A 16913-nucleotide genomic window follows, 5' to 3' on the forward strand; every position below is an offset into this window, starting at 1 on the left:
TGGATGCATGACATTTCGCAAATCAGTGTCATGATCGGTGTCGTTCGTGATAAGCTCTTTCCTTGGGAGATTGGAACGGAGATGGCCTTGAACGAGCTCAACAGTCGCCGCCTCGAGATCGACGCATTGCGTGCGCTCTCCGCGATCCGCCAACATGGTGGCATTACCCGCGCGGCCAATGCCCTGGGCCTCTCGCAGTCTGCCGTCAGCCACAAGATCAAAAGACTGGAAGTCAGCCTCGACTGCGAGCTGCTCGGCCGGAAGTCGGCGGGTCCGATGTTCACCGATGCGGGAGAAGACCTGCTCGACTACGCCAGCCGTATCCTCGGGCTGCACGACGAGGCCCTGCTCAGCCTGTCGAAGACCCCGCTCGCGGGCAGGCTTGCCCTCGGCCTTACCGAAGATACGGCGTGCACTGACCTCGCCCGCATTCTGGGGCGGTTTCGGCGTCTGCATCCAAATGTCTCGGTCCGCACCAAGGTGCGCATGAGCCTCGTCCTGCGCGCCATGCTCGAGCGTGGCGAGCTCGATGCCGCAATCGTCCAGGTCTTCAGCCACGAGGTGCGTCCCGCCGATGTCGTGCTGTACCGTGAGGACCTTCACTGGGTAAAGCATCCGGATCTGGCGCTGCCACAGGACGGCCCGATCCCGTTCCTGTCGTTCGACGACGAGTGCTTCTACCGCCAGTGGGCGCTCGACATCGGCCAGGACGATGCGGTCCTCGAAACCGTCTTCGAATGCTCGAGTGCCGCGGGGATCGTCTCGGCCGTCAACGCGGCCATGGGCGTGGCGTTGTTGAGTGACCGCCATATCCGTGGCGAGATGCAGATCATGACCGACCGCCTGCCGCCGCCACCATCCCTGGCCTATGTCGTGAGACGCGCCCGCAAATCGAGAAATCCAGCTCTCGACAGCCTGGTTCGCGAAATCGAGAGGGACGTTGGCCGCCAAGGAGGCTTGGCGCTCGCTGGCTGATGATGGTTATGTCTGCCCGTGCCATCCTCGCTAAAATTTCCGCCATCCGTCAAAATCGCCTTGACGCCTCAGGTGCGCTTCACTAGAAGAATGCGAACCGTACCGTACGGTACTGAAATGGGTGGAGCCAGGTGCAAAGCGTTGCTGCGACAAGAGAGGCGAATGCCGGGAGCGGCCTGACCGAGCGTCAGGGCGTCGTTCTCGAAGAGGCGTTGCGTCTGCTGGTCGATGGCGGCGAGAAGGCGCTGACGACGGCCGGTGTTGCGCGGGCTGCCAACTGTTCGAAGGAAAGCCTCTACAAGTGGTTCGGCGATCGCGACGGGCTGTTGTCGGCGATGATCGGCTTTCAGGCGAGCAAGGTTCGCACGCAGGATGTGGCCGCAAGCGCGCTCGACGCCGAGAGCCTGAGCCGGCATCTGGTCGTGTTTGCCAAGGATCTGCTCGAGGTTCTCTCGGGCGACGTGTCGCTGGCGCTGAACCGGCTGGCGATCGGCCAGGCAAGCCGTGAAGGCTCCAAGCTCGGCCACATGCTGCAGGAGCGCGGCCGCCGGCAGATCGGGCGGCGGGCCGCCGCACTGCTCGAGGCCGGCCGCAAGGCGGGGCTGCTGGCATTCGACGACGCCGACGAGGCCTATGGCGCGCTTTACGGGCTGGTCGTTTCCGACTGGCACCTGAAGATGCTGCTCGGCGAAGAGGCCGGCGAGATGAAGAAGGGTTTCGGCCGCAAGGCGGAGCAGGCGGTCAGCGCTTTCCTCACGCTCTACGGCAGGAGAGTTTAACGGCGGGGAGATCTCCGCCTGCAGCGCCGTGCGTCGAAAGACGCGCATAGGTCGCTGCAGCACTGAATTTGCAGCGCCGAGCGTCGAAAACGCTCATAGGTCGCTGCAGGACTGGAATTGCAGGACTGTGCGGCGGGAAGCGGGACGGTTTCTGCAGAACACGGAATTGCTGCAAAGTGCCTGGATCGATCCCGGTTCAAGCGCCGGCAGCGGAAATACAACTGATATCAACGGGAAGGACCATTCAAATGCGCGTCTATTACGATCGTGATGCCGACATCAACCTCATCAAGTCCAAGAAGGTCGCCATCGTCGGCTACGGCAGCCAGGGCCGCGCCCACGCGCTGAACCTGAAGGATTCTGGCGCCAAGGAAATCCGCGTCGCGCTGAAGCCGGGTTCGGCAACGGCTGCCAAAGTCGAGGCCGATGGCCTTTCGGTTCTCTCGGTCGCCGAAGCTGCCAAGTGGGCCGACCTGATCATGATGGCAACGCCGGACGAACTGCAGGCCGAAATCTACAAGGCCGACATCGCCGGCAACATCCGCGACGGCGCTGCCATCGCATTTGCACACGGCCTCAACGTTCACTTCGGCCTGATCGAGCCGAAGGCGACGCTCGACGTCGTCATGATCGCACCGAAGGGCCCGGGCCACACGGTTCGCGGCGAATACCAGAAGGGCGGCGGCGTTCCCTGCCTCGTTGCCGTCCACCAGGACGCTTCGGGCAACGCCCTTGACCTCGCGCTCTCCTACGCCTGCGGCGTCGGCGGCGGCCGTTCGGGCATCATCGAAACCAACTTCAAGGAAGAGTGCGAAACCGACCTCTTCGGCGAACAGGCCGTTCTCTGCGGCGGTCTCGTCGAGCTCATCCGCGCCGGCTTCGAAACGCTGGTCGAAGGCGGCTACGCGCCGGAAATGGCCTATTTCGAGTGCCTGCACGAAGTGAAGCTGATCGTCGACCTGATCTATGAAGGCGGCATCGCCAACATGAACTACTCGATCTCGAACACGGCAGAGTGGGGCGAATACGTCACCGGCCCGCGGATCATCACGGCAGAAACCAAGGCCGAGATGAAGCGCGTTCTCACCGACATCCAGACCGGCAAGTTCACCTCGGAATGGATGCAGGAATACAAGTCGGGTGCTGCCCGCTTCAAGGGCATCCGCCGCGTCAACGACAACCACCAGATCGAAGAAGTCGGCGCCAAGCTGCGCGGCATGATGCCGTGGATCGGCAAGAACAAGCTGGTCGACAAGGCGAAGAACTAAGTTTTAGCGATCAAGAATTTAGGAAAAGCCGGGGCGAAAACCCCGGCTTTTCTTTTTTGTCTTAAGGCTATCGGAGTTATGGGCCACGCCATCCTGTGACAGGAACTTGCCTCGAAGATCAGAGGAACGCGGCCAGGCCTCATGAACGCTCTTGCCTAGTTCCTTCCCGACATTCAACATTGGCTTTCAACGCCAAGGAAAGCGCCTTGATGAGCCCGATGAGATCGTATCTGACGGAGCTGCGCGGTTTGATCGGAAACCGCTTGCTCCTGCTTCCCTCCGTCGCCGCCGTCATTCATGATCACGCAGGCAAGCTGCTGCTCCAGGAGAAATCTTCGGGCAGGGGTGGAGCCTGCCTGCCGGCGCGATCGAGCCCGGCGAAACGCCGCAGGAGGCCGTCATTCGAGAGGTGATGGAGGAGACCGGCCTGACGGTTACTCCGACCTCGGTTCTCGGCGTCTTCGGCGGGCGCGCGTTTCGCTACACCTACCCGAATGGCGATCAGGTCGAATACATCGTCACATTGTTCAGGTGCGAGGTTGTTGAAGACCTTGGCTCGTGGACAGACAACGAGACAAGATCGCTTCGATATTTCGCGCGTGATGAGATGCCGCCGCTCGCATTGCCATACCCTGCTTCGGCGCTTTTCTCGTAGTCTTCAACCGACGTCGTTTCGGTCCGTCGATGCGAATTGAGGACGTCCATTTGACGCGCGGCGATGCAGACTCTGCTGGCGATGCCGACGCCGGGACAGGCCCTCCAAAAACGAAGGAAGCCGGGGCAAAACCCCGGCTTTCCCTTTTGAGCCAATGGCCTGAAGGCCGGATTTCAGTTCAGACTCTCGGCTTGAAGCAGCGGCGGTTTCGCCTTGCTGCAAGAGAATGAAACTTCTAGTCCGCATTTCTGGGTGGGCAATGCGCCCGACTTGGGCACGATGCCTGAACTGGGCACGATGCCCGGCACCGCCGTTATTGTGTGGCGGTGAAGGTGGTAGGCGAGATTTGCAAGGCAGCGGCGATGCGCTGGAGCTTGACGGGGTCGGTATCGGCGCCAAGTTCGACCTTGGAGATTTCCGTTTCCGTCAGGCCCGTGGTGACCGACATTTCATCGACAGTGTAGCCGTGGGATTCACGCGAACGCTTTACAGCGGCTCCGATGCTGACGCGTGAAACAGTAGCGTCGGTAGCCTTATTCAGATTTTTCTTAAAGGACATGAAGTGTCTCCTTCGTTCGTCCACCGGCAAGGAGTTTTGTCGGGTGAAGGGGGCCCGAAAATATCGTGCGACTCGAACAATGAGTGGCGTTCAGGCATCGCTAATATAGTCAGCGCGACCGTCAAGGCAAGTTGGCCAGCGAATTTTTGAGTGGATAGAGCCGCTACCTCCGCCGGAATGCATGCGTCCGCCGGCCTGAAAAATCGTTTGTAAACCTTATGATATGGGGCCTGGGGCGACAGGGGCGAGGCGAAAAAAAAGCTGAAATGAGCGTGCTTAGCGGGTGAAAATTCCACCGCAGTCCGGCTGGTTCCTGTCTTTTGGGCAGCGTTGGCGCTGTAGACGCCGGTGATATCGGGGTCGCAGGCAAGGGCGTGGCCGAGAAGCTCCATCACATCGTGTTCGTCGCGGTCGAATGGCGGGCTCGAGGGCGTCCGCTGGGTGGAAAACTGCGGCCTCGGTTGGCGCACCGTTCGAGAGGTGCAGGCGCTGATCGCAGCGCCTGCACCCTACGGCGTTTTTTCATTCTCCGTGACCGGCGGGCCGGCGCTCACACTTGGGTTGGTGCGGCCCAGACCGTCGATGTTGTCGAGCACAAATCGATAGGCCTTCTGCATCTGGAACGGCTTCTTGGAGTCGTTTTGAAAGAAACGCCTTATGCTTGGCAGAAGGCTCGGAACGGCGATTACCTTGCTGATGTCGAAGCCATGGATCCTCTTGTCGTTCCAGGTCCGGTAGACGAGCCCGACAATCAGGTCGGTCTGCCTTTCATCGCGCGGGTTCGAAAGGATATCGCGCGTCCTTTCAAGACCCTGATTGGACCGCGCCGCAAGCCAGATGGGGTAAAGGCTCTTGACGACCTTGCCTTCGCCGGACTGCGGCCGAAGCAGATCAGGTACGCATGCGGCTGCACGGGCCACGATCTTCAACAACTCGTCTTCCGGCAGCAGGTGTGAAAACTCGCCCTTTCTCGGAATGCCGGTGCACCCGAGAGCGGCGCAAGCAAAGTAGAGGAAACAGGCCGGCAGATGCAGGTAGCCGTCGTCCAGCCACTGGTCGATATGGTCGGCGACGACGCTCTCGTCCCTGATATAGCCGGTTGCCACGCCGCGGGCCCACACATGGGAGAGATCAAGAAATTGCGACCAGCTCGTCATGGCGGGAACAGGGACGTCGGCGTCGAAATGGATGGAGAGTTGCCGCCAGAATTCCTGGCGGCTCGCTCGGGAAATGCCTAGGTGATAGACGGTCCTGAGCTGCAGGTGCGCGTGGCGCAGAACCTGTTTTCCTGCTGCTGACCGGAGCGTTTCGGCGAGGTTCTCGGGGCTCGAAAGCAGCGCCTTTGCTTGATCCGGCGTCAACAGATCGGGCGACGGGTGGTAGTTCAGCACGGTTCGAAGCGAGCTTTCGTAGCACAGGCGTCCTGCCGCGCGCGCGATCCTGTCCGGCCCGCCAGGCGCAAGGGCCGGAAGCAGTTGCGTCAGGAGCGCCCGTTCCTCGGGGTGCTGCTGGTTCGTATGCTCGGCTTCCGGGTCGCTCACCAGAAGGAAATCGAGCACGTTGCCGCTGTCTTCGACCACGATCTCCGGCCTCCTCATCAGTTCGCGATAACCATCGATGCTGCAGCGATGCAGGCACTTGGAGAGGCGCTCGGGCAGAAGCGGGAACCTGGTTTCGAGCGCGCAGAAGCGCAGGAGGTCCATCTTGTACAGGTTTTCCGCATGCAGAAGCCGGAACAGAACCAGATTGCGTAGCCTGACGACGTCGCGGGGCGTGGAAATGATGCGCGGCACGAGATCGTGCATGACGCGCTGCACGTCGGACCACGGCACGTCGTGCCAGGGCGTTTCCGGCGTCATCCCCAGAGCTTCGTACGCATAGGTGCGCATCAACTCGGCAGGGGAGGCAGGCAGGCGAACCTGTAACTGGACGATTTTCTCGAGATACTGCAGCCCGGCCTTGATGCTGACGTCGCCGCTCAATGCCAGGGCAACCCGTTCAGGATCGTAGGCCAGGAGATAGGAGACATTCGGGATATTGCCGACGGACTTGACCAGGGCCGCCACGTCCCGAATTTCGTCGTCTTCCAGCCTGTCGAGGTCGTCGACGATGCAAACGACATGCAGATTTTTGTTCTGCAGCCGCTTCATGACCGACTTGAAAAGTCCCTCCGCGGTCTGTCCCATCAAAACCTTGAGGATCTGGCCAGCTCCGGATTCCTGCATGTCCAGCGCCTGTATGGTGATGTCTTTCACCTTGTCGCGTTCCTCCTTGTAGTCTTCCCACCGTTTGCGGAGCCAGTTGACGCCTTCCTTCGTCGACCTCCCGGTGTTGCTCTTGGCCAACGTGTCCTCGGTGATTTCTTCACCCAGCCGCCTGAGGAAATAGAGGAAGAGGTCGTCGCGGCCGCTGATCCGCCAGGGGTCAAACCGAAGGATGATGAAGTTTCGGCTAGTGGTATTCTCGGTCTTGAGGGCGTGGATCTCGGCCTCGATCCAGTTGATCACATAGGTCTTGCCGCTGCCCCACGGCCCCGTCAGGCCGACGACCATCCCCGTCGACTTTCCGTCTTCGTCAACAAGCTGCCGTCGGACGGACTGAACGAAGCTTTCGAGCTCGAATCTGTCCTTTGCTCGGCATTCGTCTCGCCCTGTCGGGGGACGGTCCTGGCTGATGTTCATGGCGACGCTCCAGTTCGCGACGCGTGTTGAGGAGATGCGGCAGCTCGCTTGCGCTTCCGCGACGCGGTCGATGGAGACTTTCCCGCCTGCGGCAGACCCTGTTCGTTCGGGCGTTGTCTCCGCTCGCCGCGGCAGCGAGGACGGCGCCATCGATCGGGCAGCCAATCCTTGCCGTATTCATCCCTTCGCCGCAATTTGAACAATGGGCGTAGGCGGCAAGTGCCGGTGCTACCGGACTGATCCGGATCGCCCTTGCGCGGCGATTCGCAGACTGCTCGTTGCGCGGCGGAGCGCCACATGGGCTCGCGGTGTCTTATGGCCTTGCCATCCCCACGAATCCGGTTAAACCGAAATTCCGGCCACCTCAAAGGAAGATGTCATGCCGGATTTCTCCACACTTGTACTTTTCGCCGCTGCATCGCTGGTGCTGACTGCCACACCCGGTCCCGATATGCTGCTGATCGCTTCACGCAGCGTCAGCCAGGGGCAGGGGGCGGGCTTCCTCACCTATGCCGGCATCGCGCTCGGCACCTATTGCCATGCGCTTGCCGCCGCCCTCGGACTGTCGCACCTTATCGCCACCGTGCCGATCGCCTATGAGATCGTGCGCTGGGCCGGCTGCGCCTATCTGCTCTACCTTGCATGGAAGACCCTGCGCTCGCAGGCGATCGACTTTTCCCCGTCCTCTTCGCTGAAACGGCTGTCGCTCTGGCGGATCTTTGGCGAGGGCCTGTTGACCAACCTGCTCAACCCGAAGATGGCACTGTTCGTGCTGGCACTGTTTCCGCAGTTCATCCGGCCCGAAAACGGCGCGATGATCGTGCAGACGCTGGTTCTGGCAACGGTGCTGAACGGCATCGGCTTTCTGGTCAATGGCGCGGTGATCCTGCTCGGCGGCCGGATCCGCAGCCGGCTCTCGGCACCCGCCCGTTTCAGGAAGCTGCCGCAATATCTGCTCGCCACCGTCTTTGCCGGACTGGCCTGCCGGCTGGCGCTCGGGGCCAGGAACTAATACGTCCCAGCTGGCTGCCATTTCATGTTGACTCAATCAACAAATCATTGTTGATTGAGTCAACTTAGGCTGGATCATCCCCATGGCACTCACCAACGATCACCCTGATGTGGCGGCGCTGCGCGCTTTCAACCGTCTCTATACCAACCGTCTGGGCCTCTTGAACGCCCATCTCGACCAGAGCCCGTTCACGCTCACCGAAGCCCGTATCCTCTACGAGCTTGCCCACGGGCAAGAGCCGACGGCAGCCGACCTGATGCGGACGCTTCAAGTCGACCGCGCGCAGCTGAGCCGGACGTTGAAGCGGTTTGCCGACCGTGGACTGGTCGAAAAGTCGGACCATCCGGAAGGTGGTCGCCGCCAGCCGATCTCGCTCACACCGGCCGGGCGCACGACCTTCGCAGCCCTGGAGCAAAACACCCGCGAAGCCATCGGCGCGCTTCTGGGTACTTTGCCCTCGACCGAGCGCAAGCGGCTGATCGCGGCCACCGGCGTTGTCAGCGAGGTCCTTGGGCAACGGGCCGGAGGGGAGTTGCTGCTGCGCGATCTGAAGCCGGGCGATCTCGGCTGGATCATCCATCGCCAGACCGTTCTCTATGTCGAGGAATATGGCTGGAACCAGGAGTATGAGGCGCTGGCTGCGGGCATCCTTGCGGATTTCGTAAAATCCTTTGATCCGGCTCGCGAGGCAGCCTGGATTGCCGAGATCGACGGCCGCATCGTCGGCTCGATCTTTCTCGTGGCCGGCGACAAGCCCGGCTTCGCCAAGCTGCGGCTGCTCTATGTGGAGCCGGATGCGCGCGGCCGCGGCGTCGGAGCGGCACTGGTTGCTGCCTGCATCGAGCGTGCCCGCTCCGTCGGCTATCACACGCTGGTGCTGTGGACCAACAGCGTGCTGACCTCGGCCCGCCGCATATACGAGCGGGCCGGCTTCACGCTTATCGAGGAAGCGCCGCACCACTCCTTCGGCAAGGACCTGGTGGGCCAGACCTGGTCGCTCGACCTTGGGCAAGGGGTGAAACGGAAAGCGGCCGGCGACCGATAGGCGGCATACGCCGTCCGTTGGCGCCGCACGGTTCCCATTCATCAACCCGCATGGCGGGCGCGGCGGCGGCGCTCGGCGGCAGGTCCGTTCGGGGCAGGCGGCCGCCTATCCGCTCACGGCGGCTTTCTGCGGATCGGAGCGCCGGTTGATACTCCGGGCTGGAAACGAGAGTGCCTCCGTCGAAACCCGGGCCGTAGCGATGAGGGCGAACATACCGGAATAAGCGATGGGTGGGTTGAGATGGCGCCGGGCAAGGGCTATCTGGTGCCCTCAGCAAACGACCCCTCAGAAAACCACAAGGCGCATCCCGGCATGACCCCAGATTTCCTCGTCACCCATTCCGGTGGCTTCCATGCCGATGAGCTCATGTCGAGCGTCATCCTGACCCGGCTGTTCCCGCAGGCAAAGATCATGCGCAGCCGGGCGCCGGAGTGGATCACGCCGGGCGCGGACCGCATCATCTACGACGTCGGCGGCGCCTATGACGCCGCAGCGCAGATCTTCGATCACCACCAGCGCGGCGCGCCGCTGCGCGAAGACGGCCAGCCCTATAGCTCGTTCGGCCTGATCTGGAAGCATTATGGCCGCGACTATCTCGTTGCCTCCGGCGTCCCCGAAGCGCATCTCGAGGCGGTGCACGCCTCGTTCGACAGGAGCTTCGTACTGCCGGTGGATCTGGTGGACAACGGCGCGCTGAGCCCCTCCGTTGCCGGGCCGCTCGCCGGGCTGACGCTGCCGGCGCTCTTGGAAACCTTAAAACCCGTTTTCGACGAGACTGACCCGGATGCCGATGATCGTGCCTTCCATGCAGCGCTTGCCATCGCCCGCAGTTTCGTCGAGGCGAGCGTCGGGCGTAGCGCCGCAAAGCTGCGGGCCGAGGCTGTCGTGCATCAGGCGATCGTCGAGACCGGCGAAGGCCGCGTGCTGGAGCTGCCGATGGGAATGCCGTTCCGCCCCGCCATCGTCAAGGCGGGTGCCGACCACCTGCAGTTCGTCGTCCATCCGCGCGACAAGGACTGGTGCCTGACCGGCATCCGCCGCGCCGACGAGGGTTTTGAGCTGCGCGCCGACCTGCCGGCCGCCTGGGCCGGCCTCACCAACGGCGACCTCGAGGCCGCCTGCGGCGTTGCGGGCGCCACCTTCTGCCACAACGGCCGCTTCATCGCCGCCGCCAAAACCCGCGAGGCGGCGCTGGCGATGGCGGAACTGGCGGTGGTGGAGGCTGTTGCCGTGGGGCAGGGGCAGGCGGCGGTGGCGGCTCAGGTGGCGTGAACAGTCGAGATTGGCTTTCACGGCCCTACAAGCGTGCCCAATTCTCGCTCGTCGAGGAGATCATCCATTGCTTCGGCAATGACCTTGTACGCTTGATCGCTCGTTCACCTTGGCTAGCGATGAACCAAGAAGTGTCAGGAAGAGAGCCAAGCGGCGGCTCCAGTTGGCGCTAGAGGTCTCTGTGTAATCAAACAATTTATCTCGAACCTCATCGTCGTCTTCTCTCTTGGGCTACCTTCCCGCGGCAACTTTTGGGTCCGGCGCAGGTTTCGTCAGTTACAAGATGATCAGGGCCTGCAACCAATACTTGGTATTGAATTCTCACCGCGATCGTTGTTATCGAAGTATCAATCAAGTTGCGCTCTGGTGGCGTTGCTTGGGGGAGTTGTAAACGTTCAATGATCACGATCCAACACACACAGGAAAGCCTAAGTCGTGCTTACATCCATGCGGTCGCGGGCTCTGCTGGCATCAATTGCTCAGGTGAGCGCGCTTTTGATTACGGCATTGATGGAACATTCAGACCTGTTGTAGTCCGCGGGAACCGCAGAATCGAAAATGGGTTTCCTCTGGACTACCAGTTGAAGTGCACCATTAACTGGCAGCATCAAGACGAAAACGTTGTGTATGATATCAAGTCAAAGACGTACAACGACCTTGTTACTCGCGACCCGGACGGAATTGGTGTCGTTTTGTTGTTGCTATGCGTGCCCCCTGAGCAAGAGCAATGGGCAGAATTCACCGAAGATTTCTTGACGTTACGGCGATGCTGTTACTACATAACTCTGGCTGGAGATCCTGTTCCAAATGAAAACTCCACGCGGAGGATATTGATACCTCGTGCGAATGTCTTAACTGCCGTTACATTGACCGAGCTTCTCGCTAACGAGCGTGCAAGAAAACTGCAGGGGGCTGCGTGATGCCGCACGACGACGCCAGCCAGTTCGGCCTCGACCCACGCCTAGTCGCACGTTACCTAACCAGTAATGGATGGCAACTTGATCAACTTCGAAGCAATCTTCGGCGCATCTGGCTGCCGGAGGAGGGAGCCGCGAATCCGATTGAGATTTTCCTCAGCTTCGATACAAAATCGCAAGATCGTGATCTCGCTTTTGCTCTGACCACCATCTCGCAATATTATGAGAGAAGCGTAGAAACGCTTGCCAGTGAGATACGGGCGCTATCTTGTGACATTATCTCGAGCAAAATTCCGGACGAATATGTTCGAAACGACTCAATAGAACTACGTATTGCTTCTGAGTACCTCGACCGTATGAGAGTATTCCTCGCGGCGTCTGCGACGACGGAGTTGAATGGGGAACGTTTTTATAAACGGTTGCGAAAGGAGGCGGTGGAGTACTCTGAAAGATGCCGCTTCGGTCACACCTTCCGAGGAAGTTTTGGCTTTCACATTGAGTCTCCGGTTGGCTTAAACGATGCACCAAGTTTTGAGGGAATAGATGAAGAGGTTCCCTTTGGACGATTAGTCGTTGAACGCATTTCAAGAGGACTGTCCTCGCTATCTCAAGCTGCGCTGCAAGGAAATCCCAACTTGATCGTGGCTGAGGGCCAAGGCCTCAGTGCGAACATGTGTGAGGCGATTATCTCCATCATCGAAGACATCGGCGTTTCAAGGATTGACATGCAGATATCTTTCTCTCCCGAATGGAGGCCGCGGGTTTCGCCGCTACCAACTAAATTCTCAATGCACTTTCAACAGCTCGATATTCTTAAGGACGCTGCAAAAGCACTCCGAGTCGACGATCCACCAAGACATGCTCAAGTGTTTGGCCGGATCAAGCGACTGGAAACTGAAGGTAACCCCGCAGATCTGATCGAGGACAAGTCCCGCCGAGAGATCGAAGTTAGCTGGGTCAATGAGGAAAACCAGTTGGTACAGGTTAGAGTTGCACTCTCTCCTGAAGCTTATCTCGACGCGCTGGAAGCTCATAAGAATGGTCACGCTGTTTTGGCAACCGGTATTGTGAGCAAAGTGGGGAGAAATTGGCGGCTCGATCCAATTGAGACGTTTAAGATAGTGAGCTGAGCGATCCTGGCAATGGCGGTTTCGGCTCGGCTATTTGTTTACGGGGGATAAGCCTTCGTCAGTTAGATGCTCGTTGCTTGGTTGCGGCACATAGTTGGAGGTACACCTCAATCCACCAACCCCGCCTTGCGCAGCCCCTCCACCCGGCGTTCGAAATCGTCCGGATTGCGGAAGGGCAGGACGCGGCGGCGGCGATCGATGGAGAAATTGGGGTTGAGTTCGAGCGCGCGGTTCCAGGCCTGGCGGCTTTGGTCCGGCCGACCGAGATGGCCGTGGCAGGAGGCGAGCAGGGCGAAGGCGGTTTCGGAGTGCGGGTTGCGCATCAGCCGGGCCTCGATCGCCAGGATCGCGGTTTCGTAATTGCCGAGCGAAAAGTGGGCGTCGGCGAGGAACTGCAAAAGCACTTCGGGATAAAGCGGGTCGAGCCGCATGGAGATGTCGAGTTCGCCGAGTGCTGCCTTCGGCTCGCCGGAAAAGATCAGCGCATGGGCGAGCGCCATATGCAGTTGCACCGAATTGGGTGCGAGCGCCAGCCCCAGATGCGCCTCGTCCCGCGCCCGGTCGAGCTCTCTCATCCACATGCAGGCGACGCTGAGTGCGCAGCGGCAGTCGGGCTGGTCGTCTGCCATCACGACTGCCTGTTCGGCAAGCGTGCGGCCGGTGCGAAGCGACTGCTCGGGATCGGCGCTCCAGTCGTTGATATAGTCGAGCACGTGGGTGAAGGCGATGAGCGCATGGGCGGCGGCATAGTCGGGATCGATGGCGATTGCGGCTTCGGCGAGGCTGCGCCCGGCGGCGTTGGCGAGCCGCGTGTGCACGGACGCCTGCTCGCGACCGCGCAAAAGCAGCTCGTAGGCCTTGACGTCGACCGGGCGGCGGCCGGCGAGCGGGCTCTGGTCGCTGCCGGTGAGCTGGATCTTCAGCGCCGCGACGATCTCCCGGGTCAGTTCGTCCTGAACGGCAAAAATATCGGTGAGATCGCGGTCGAAGCGATTGGCCCAGACATGGCCGCCATCGTTGGCGTCGATCAATTGCGCGGTGACGCGCACGCGATTTCCCGCCTTGCGCACGCTGCCTTCGAGCACGTAGCGCACGCCGAGCGCCTTGGCGACATCCGGAACGGAGACGGCGGCGTTCTTGTAGACGAAGGACGAGTTGCGGGCGATGACATGCAACTCCGACAGCCGGGAGAGATCGGTGATGATGTCCTCGCTGATGCCGTCGGAAAAATACGCCTGTTCGGTATCGCCGCTCATATTGTCGAAGGCGAGCACGGCGATGGAGGGCTTTTCCGGCAGGCCGTACGCGGCCGGCGGCGGCGGGTGCGGTTTTGCCGACGATGGGGCCGGCGCCGGGCCATCGGCTTTGCGGGCAAGGCCGATCTCCAGCGCGTAGACCCGGATCGGCTCGACGATGTTCTTCAGCTGCGTGGCGCCGAGGTCGGTCACCGCCAGGTCCAGGCGCGCCTTCACCTGGCGATAGGCATCCTCGGAAAGGCAGATCGCACCGGGGCGGGCGATGCCCTCCAGCCGCGAGGCGATGTTGACGCCGTCGCCCATCAGGTCGCCATCGCTTTCCTCGACGACATCGCCGAGGTGGATGCCGATGCTGAACTCGATGCGCCGATCCTCGGGCACGCCGGCATTGCGCTCCTGCATGGCGCTCTGGACCTCGATGGCACAGCGCACGGCATCGACGACGCTGCGAAACTCGATGATGCTGCCATCGCCGGTGCGCTTGACGATGCGGCCGTTGTAGACGGCGATGGTGGGGTCGATCAGGTCGCTGCGAAGGGTGCGCAGCCGCGCCAGGATACGCTCCTCGTCGAGGCCGGCGAGCCGGCTGTAGCCGACCACGTCGGCGACAAGGATGGCCGCAATTTTTCGCGTATCACTCATGGACGCCAGCTCCGACCTGATACCAGCCTGCACTGATAGCCGGAGCGATTTTGGTTTCCGGCAAGGAGAAAATCGCAACCGGACCACGCAATCGGTCAATATTAGTTCAGGTTGGTATGACGCCAGATTACCACAGCGCCAAGGCGGCCGCCTCTGGTCTCTCTACTTCTTCTTTAGAAGTTGCCTATCGCCCCAAAAGTGGCACACTCCCTGCCTTGTCTGGCTGAGGTCAGCATATCATTCAAACGATGGGGTCTATCGTGACACTTGCTATCAACGACATCGCACCGGATTTCCAGGCTGAAACCACGGAAGGCAAGATCCAGTTCCACGACTGGATCGGCGATTCCTGGGCCGTCCTGTTCTCGCATCCGAAGGATTTCACGCCGGTTTGCACCACCGAACTCGGCTACATGGCCAAGATCAAGCCGGAATTCGACCGTCGCGGGGTAAAGATCATCGGGCTTTCTGTCGATCCGCTCGACCGCCATGCCGGCTGGGTCAGCGACATCGCGGAAACGCAAGGCGCTGAGCCGAACTTTCCGATGATCGCCGACGTCGACTACAACGTGTCGAAGCTCTACGGCATGCTGCCGGCGCCGGTATCGGGCGACCCGACGCAGCGCACCGCCGCCGATAACCAGACCGTGCGCAACGTCTTCGTCGTCGGGCCGGACAAGAAGGTCAAGCTGATCCTGATCTACCCGATGACCACGGGCCGCAACTTCGACGAAGTGCTGCGGGTGATCGACTCGCTGCAGCTGACGGCCAAGCACAAGGTGGCGACGCCGGTGAACTGGAAGAACGGCGAAGACGTGATCATCGCCGGCTCGGTCAGCGACGAGGAAGCCAAGCAGAAGTACCCGGAAGGCTGGCGCGCGCCAAAGCCCTATATCCGGATCGTGCCGCAGCCGAAGTAATTTCAGGGGGCGGCTTGCCGCGCCCCTGACACTGCATGACGCCTTAAATCGGAGCCGGTTTCAGGGAGATCATGCAGGCGTTCTTTCAAGTGTCACAGCATCCTGCGGGCTCGATATGCCCCGCAGGATGCTGCAGGTTCGTGCAAGGGAGAAGCCGATGATTTTTCGTCAACTCTTCGACAGCACCTCGGGAACCTATACCTACCTCATTGCCAGCCGGCAGGGCGGTGAGGCGCTGATCATCGACCCGGTGCTCGAAAAGGTCGACCGCTACCTGCAGCTGGTGCGCGAGCTTGACCTGAAACTGGTCAAGGCGGTCGATACGCATCTGCATGCCGACCACATCACCGGGCTCGGGGCGCTGCGCGACCGCACCCATTGTATCACCGTCATGGGCGAGCAGACGATGGCCGATGTGGTCTCGATGCGGGTGGCGGAAGGGGATCGCGTTTCGATCGAGGGCCTCAGCCTCGATGTGCTCTACACGCCCGGCCATACGGACGACAGCTATTCGTTCCTGACGGGTGGGCGGGTGTTTACCGGCGACACGCTGCTCATCCGAGGCACCGGGCGCACGGATTTCCAGAACGGCGACCCGCGCCAGCAATATGATTCCATCTTCAACAAGCTGTTGAAGCTGCCCGAGGACACGCTGGTCTATCCGGCCCACGACTACAAGGGCGACACGGTCTCGACCATCGGCGAGGAAAAGCGCTTCAACCCGCGCCTCAAGGTGCAATCGGTCGACGAATATGTCGAGCTGATGAACAATCTCAACCTGCCGAACCCGAAGATGATGGACGTGGCGGTGCCGGCCAACATCCATGTCGGCCTGCATCAGGACGAGATCGCCGCTAAAGGCTGGGCGGTTTCGGCGGTCGAAGCCCTGGCGCTCAGAGGACGCCCGGATGTCGCGATCGTCGACCTGCGCGAAAAGGCGGAGCGTGAAAAACACGGCGCCATTCCCGGCGCGCTGCATGCGCCCTATCCGGAATTGCGGGAAAACATCGGTGCCGGCGGCATGTTGCACGAACTGGCGCTTGCGACCGGCAAGCGCATCGTCTTTTATTGCGCCTTCGGCGAACGCTCGGCGATGGCGGTCGAGGCGGCGCAAGCCGCCGGACTGATCAGCGCCTGCCATATCGAGGGCGGCATCGATGCCTGGAAAAAGGCGAACGGGCCGCTGGTGCGCGACAGCGCCGTGCGTCAGATATGACGCAAGGACGCTGTAACGCTCTAAACTTGCTGCATAACTCCTTAAATCGGATCCGATTTAAGGATGCGGGAGCCGGAAGGGGTGGGGCAAGAGGGAACTTTTACGGCAAGACCGGAGCATCGACCGGAGGGGGCGATCGCGGCCGGCTGTTTTTGTTTTTCCGTGCCGTCCCCGACTGCCGGAGCAGTGTCAGCTTGACGTTGCTCCGGTTTCGAGCCAAGAGGAGGACAACGGCCCGATGCATAAGCTTTTGACGATCATTTCCGTGGCACTCATCGCGCCGGGCCTTGCTGCCTGCTCAAAGAGCGACGCGCTCGAACAGCCGGCACCGGCACCGGTACCCGTGACCGCGCAGCCAAGCGCCGGTGCAGTCGAGGGCGGCGACAAGACCGACGAGATGGCGTGCCTCGCCATGGTCGGCCGGCAGGCGAAAAGCACGGTGTCGGTGCTGAGCTCCCAACCGTCCGGGGCGAGTACGGTCGTGATGGTCGGCGTCGGGCCGAAAAATGTTCCCTGGCGTTGCGTGGTGTCCAAGGGCATCGTCACAGAAGCGGTTTCGACTGCGGGCTAGGGGGCTCTACCGCTT

15 protein-coding genes are annotated in these 16913 nt (G+C 61.1%); 12 read left to right on the plus strand and 3 right to left on the minus strand.

The annotated features are described in order from the left end of the window. Nucleotides 1–87 precede the first annotated feature (87 nt). From ABIE33_RS12555 to ABIE33_RS12570, 4 genes are all read left to right on the plus strand, one after another. Complete coding sequence (locus ABIE33_RS12555; protein ID WP_429125321.1) at nucleotides 88–975, plus strand: LysR family transcriptional regulator; 888 nt, start codon at nucleotides 88–90, stop codon at nucleotides 973–975. Between the two features lie 131 nt (nucleotides 976–1106). Further along, nucleotides 1107–1754 carry a TetR/AcrR family transcriptional regulator C-terminal domain-containing protein gene (locus tag ABIE33_RS12560; protein ID WP_429125323.1) on the plus strand — a complete coding sequence of 216 codons (648 nt, stop codon included), beginning with the start codon at nucleotides 1107–1109 and terminating at the stop codon, nucleotides 1752–1754. Between the two features lie 248 nt (nucleotides 1755–2002). Continuing rightward, on the plus strand, nucleotides 2003–3022 hold the full coding sequence (ilvC, locus tag ABIE33_RS12565) for a ketol-acid reductoisomerase (protein WP_077505830.1): 1020 nt from the start codon (nucleotides 2003–2005) through the stop codon (nucleotides 3020–3022). 367 nt (nucleotides 3023–3389) lie between these two features. Continuing rightward, nucleotides 3390–3677: an NUDIX domain-containing protein gene (locus ABIE33_RS12570; protein ID WP_429125556.1), complete on the plus strand. Its 288-nt coding sequence runs from the start codon at nucleotides 3390–3392 to the stop codon at nucleotides 3675–3677. Nucleotides 3678–3990: 313 nt separating this feature from the next. On the opposite strand, the gene ABIE33_RS12575 is transcribed toward ABIE33_RS12570, so the two are convergent. Together ABIE33_RS12575 and ABIE33_RS12580 are read right to left on the minus strand one after the other, a co-directional pair. After that, nucleotides 3991–4236, minus strand: a complete 246-nt coding sequence (locus ABIE33_RS12575; protein ID WP_429125325.1) for a helix-turn-helix domain-containing protein — start codon at nucleotides 4234–4236, stop codon at nucleotides 3991–3993. A gap of 509 nt (nucleotides 4237–4745) precedes the next feature. Continuing rightward, nucleotides 4746–6917, minus strand: a complete 2172-nt coding sequence (locus ABIE33_RS12580) for a P-loop NTPase fold protein (RefSeq protein WP_429125327.1) — start codon at nucleotides 6915–6917, stop codon at nucleotides 4746–4748. Nucleotides 6918–7296: 379 nt separating this feature from the next. On the opposite strand from ABIE33_RS12580, the gene ABIE33_RS12585 reads away from it, so the two are divergent. The 5 genes from ABIE33_RS12585 (at nucleotide 7297) to ABIE33_RS12605 (ending at nucleotide 12293) form a co-directional block, all read left to right on the plus strand. Continuing rightward, on the plus strand, nucleotides 7297–7929 hold the full coding sequence (locus tag ABIE33_RS12585) for a LysE family translocator (RefSeq protein ID WP_429125329.1): 633 nt from the start codon (nucleotides 7297–7299) through the stop codon (nucleotides 7927–7929). 82 nt (nucleotides 7930–8011) lie between these two features. Continuing rightward, entirely contained in the window at nucleotides 8012–8974 is a 963-nt protein-coding gene (locus tag ABIE33_RS12590) for a bifunctional helix-turn-helix transcriptional regulator/GNAT family N-acetyltransferase (protein ID WP_429125331.1), read from the plus strand. A gap of 312 nt (nucleotides 8975–9286) precedes the next feature. Continuing rightward, nucleotides 9287–10246, plus strand: coding sequence for an MYG1 family protein (locus ABIE33_RS12595; RefSeq protein WP_429125558.1), 960 nt, complete (start codon nucleotides 9287–9289; stop codon nucleotides 10244–10246). A gap of 398 nt (nucleotides 10247–10644) precedes the next feature. Beyond that, the gene (locus ABIE33_RS12600) at nucleotides 10645–11166 is read left to right on the plus strand and encodes a DUF4365 domain-containing protein (protein WP_429125333.1); all 522 of its coding nucleotides are present in this window, start codon (nucleotides 10645–10647) and stop codon (nucleotides 11164–11166) included. Further along, entirely contained in the window at nucleotides 11166–12293 is a 1128-nt protein-coding gene (locus ABIE33_RS12605) for a hypothetical protein (RefSeq protein ID WP_429125335.1), read from the plus strand. Before ABIE33_RS12600 ends, ABIE33_RS12605 begins: the two co-directional genes overlap by 1 nt. A 107-nt stretch (nucleotides 12294–12400) precedes the next feature. On the opposite strand, the gene ABIE33_RS12610 is transcribed toward ABIE33_RS12605, so the two are convergent. Next, nucleotides 12401–14191, minus strand: coding sequence for an adenylate/guanylate cyclase domain-containing protein (locus tag ABIE33_RS12610; protein ID WP_429125336.1), 1791 nt, complete (start codon nucleotides 14189–14191; stop codon nucleotides 12401–12403). A 260-nt stretch (nucleotides 14192–14451) separates the two neighbouring features. Here ABIE33_RS12610 and ABIE33_RS12615 point away from each other — a divergent pair, with 260 nt between their 5' ends. The 3 genes from ABIE33_RS12615 to ABIE33_RS12625 all read left to right on the plus strand — a co-directional run bounded on the left by ABIE33_RS12615 (nucleotide 14452) and on the right by ABIE33_RS12625 (nucleotide 16898). Further along, nucleotides 14452–15111: a peroxiredoxin gene (locus tag ABIE33_RS12615; protein ID WP_173420465.1), complete on the plus strand. Its 660-nt coding sequence runs from the start codon at nucleotides 14452–14454 to the stop codon at nucleotides 15109–15111. Between the two features lie 157 nt (nucleotides 15112–15268). Beyond that, a complete protein-coding gene (locus ABIE33_RS12620; protein ID WP_429125338.1) occupies nucleotides 15269–16327 on the plus strand; it encodes an MBL fold metallo-hydrolase in 1059 nt (352 codons plus the stop codon). A 238-nt stretch (nucleotides 16328–16565) separates the two neighbouring features. Next, nucleotides 16566–16898: a hypothetical protein gene (locus ABIE33_RS12625; RefSeq protein WP_429125340.1), complete on the plus strand. Its 333-nt coding sequence runs from the start codon at nucleotides 16566–16568 to the stop codon at nucleotides 16896–16898. Nucleotides 16899–16913: the final 15 nt, after the last annotated feature.

The organism is Ensifer sp. 4252, assembly GCF_050434565.1.
Lineage (GTDB): Bacteria > Pseudomonadota > Alphaproteobacteria > Rhizobiales > Rhizobiaceae > Ensifer.

Bases quoted from the DNA above. Each gene is read 5' to 3' on its own strand.
- ilvC (WP_077505830.1), top strand. From the start codon at position 2,003: ATGCGCGTCTATTACGATCGTGATGCCGACATCAACCTCATCAAGTCC.
- ABIE33_RS12575 (WP_429125325.1), bottom strand. From the start codon at position 4,236: ATGTCCTTTAAGAAAAATCTGAATAAGGCTACCGACGCTACTGTTTCA.
- ABIE33_RS12580 (WP_429125327.1), bottom strand. From the start codon at position 6,917: ATGAACATCAGCCAGGACCGTCCCCCGACAGGGCGAGACGAATGCCGA.
- ABIE33_RS12585 (WP_429125329.1), top strand. From the start codon at position 7,297: ATGCCGGATTTCTCCACACTTGTACTTTTCGCCGCTGCATCGCTGGTG.
- ABIE33_RS12590 (WP_429125331.1), top strand. From the start codon at position 8,012: ATGGCACTCACCAACGATCACCCTGATGTGGCGGCGCTGCGCGCTTTC.
- ABIE33_RS12595 (WP_429125558.1), top strand. From the start codon at position 9,287: ATGACCCCAGATTTCCTCGTCACCCATTCCGGTGGCTTCCATGCCGAT.
- ABIE33_RS12600 (WP_429125333.1), top strand. From the start codon at position 10,645: ATGATCACGATCCAACACACACAGGAAAGCCTAAGTCGTGCTTACATC.
- ABIE33_RS12605 (WP_429125335.1), top strand. From the start codon at position 11,166: ATGCCGCACGACGACGCCAGCCAGTTCGGCCTCGACCCACGCCTAGTC.
- ABIE33_RS12610 (WP_429125336.1), bottom strand. From the start codon at position 14,191: ATGAGTGATACGCGAAAAATTGCGGCCATCCTTGTCGCCGACGTGGTC.
- ABIE33_RS12620 (WP_429125338.1), top strand. From the start codon at position 15,269: ATGATTTTTCGTCAACTCTTCGACAGCACCTCGGGAACCTATACCTAC.
- ABIE33_RS12625 (WP_429125340.1), top strand. From the start codon at position 16,566: ATGCATAAGCTTTTGACGATCATTTCCGTGGCACTCATCGCGCCGGGC.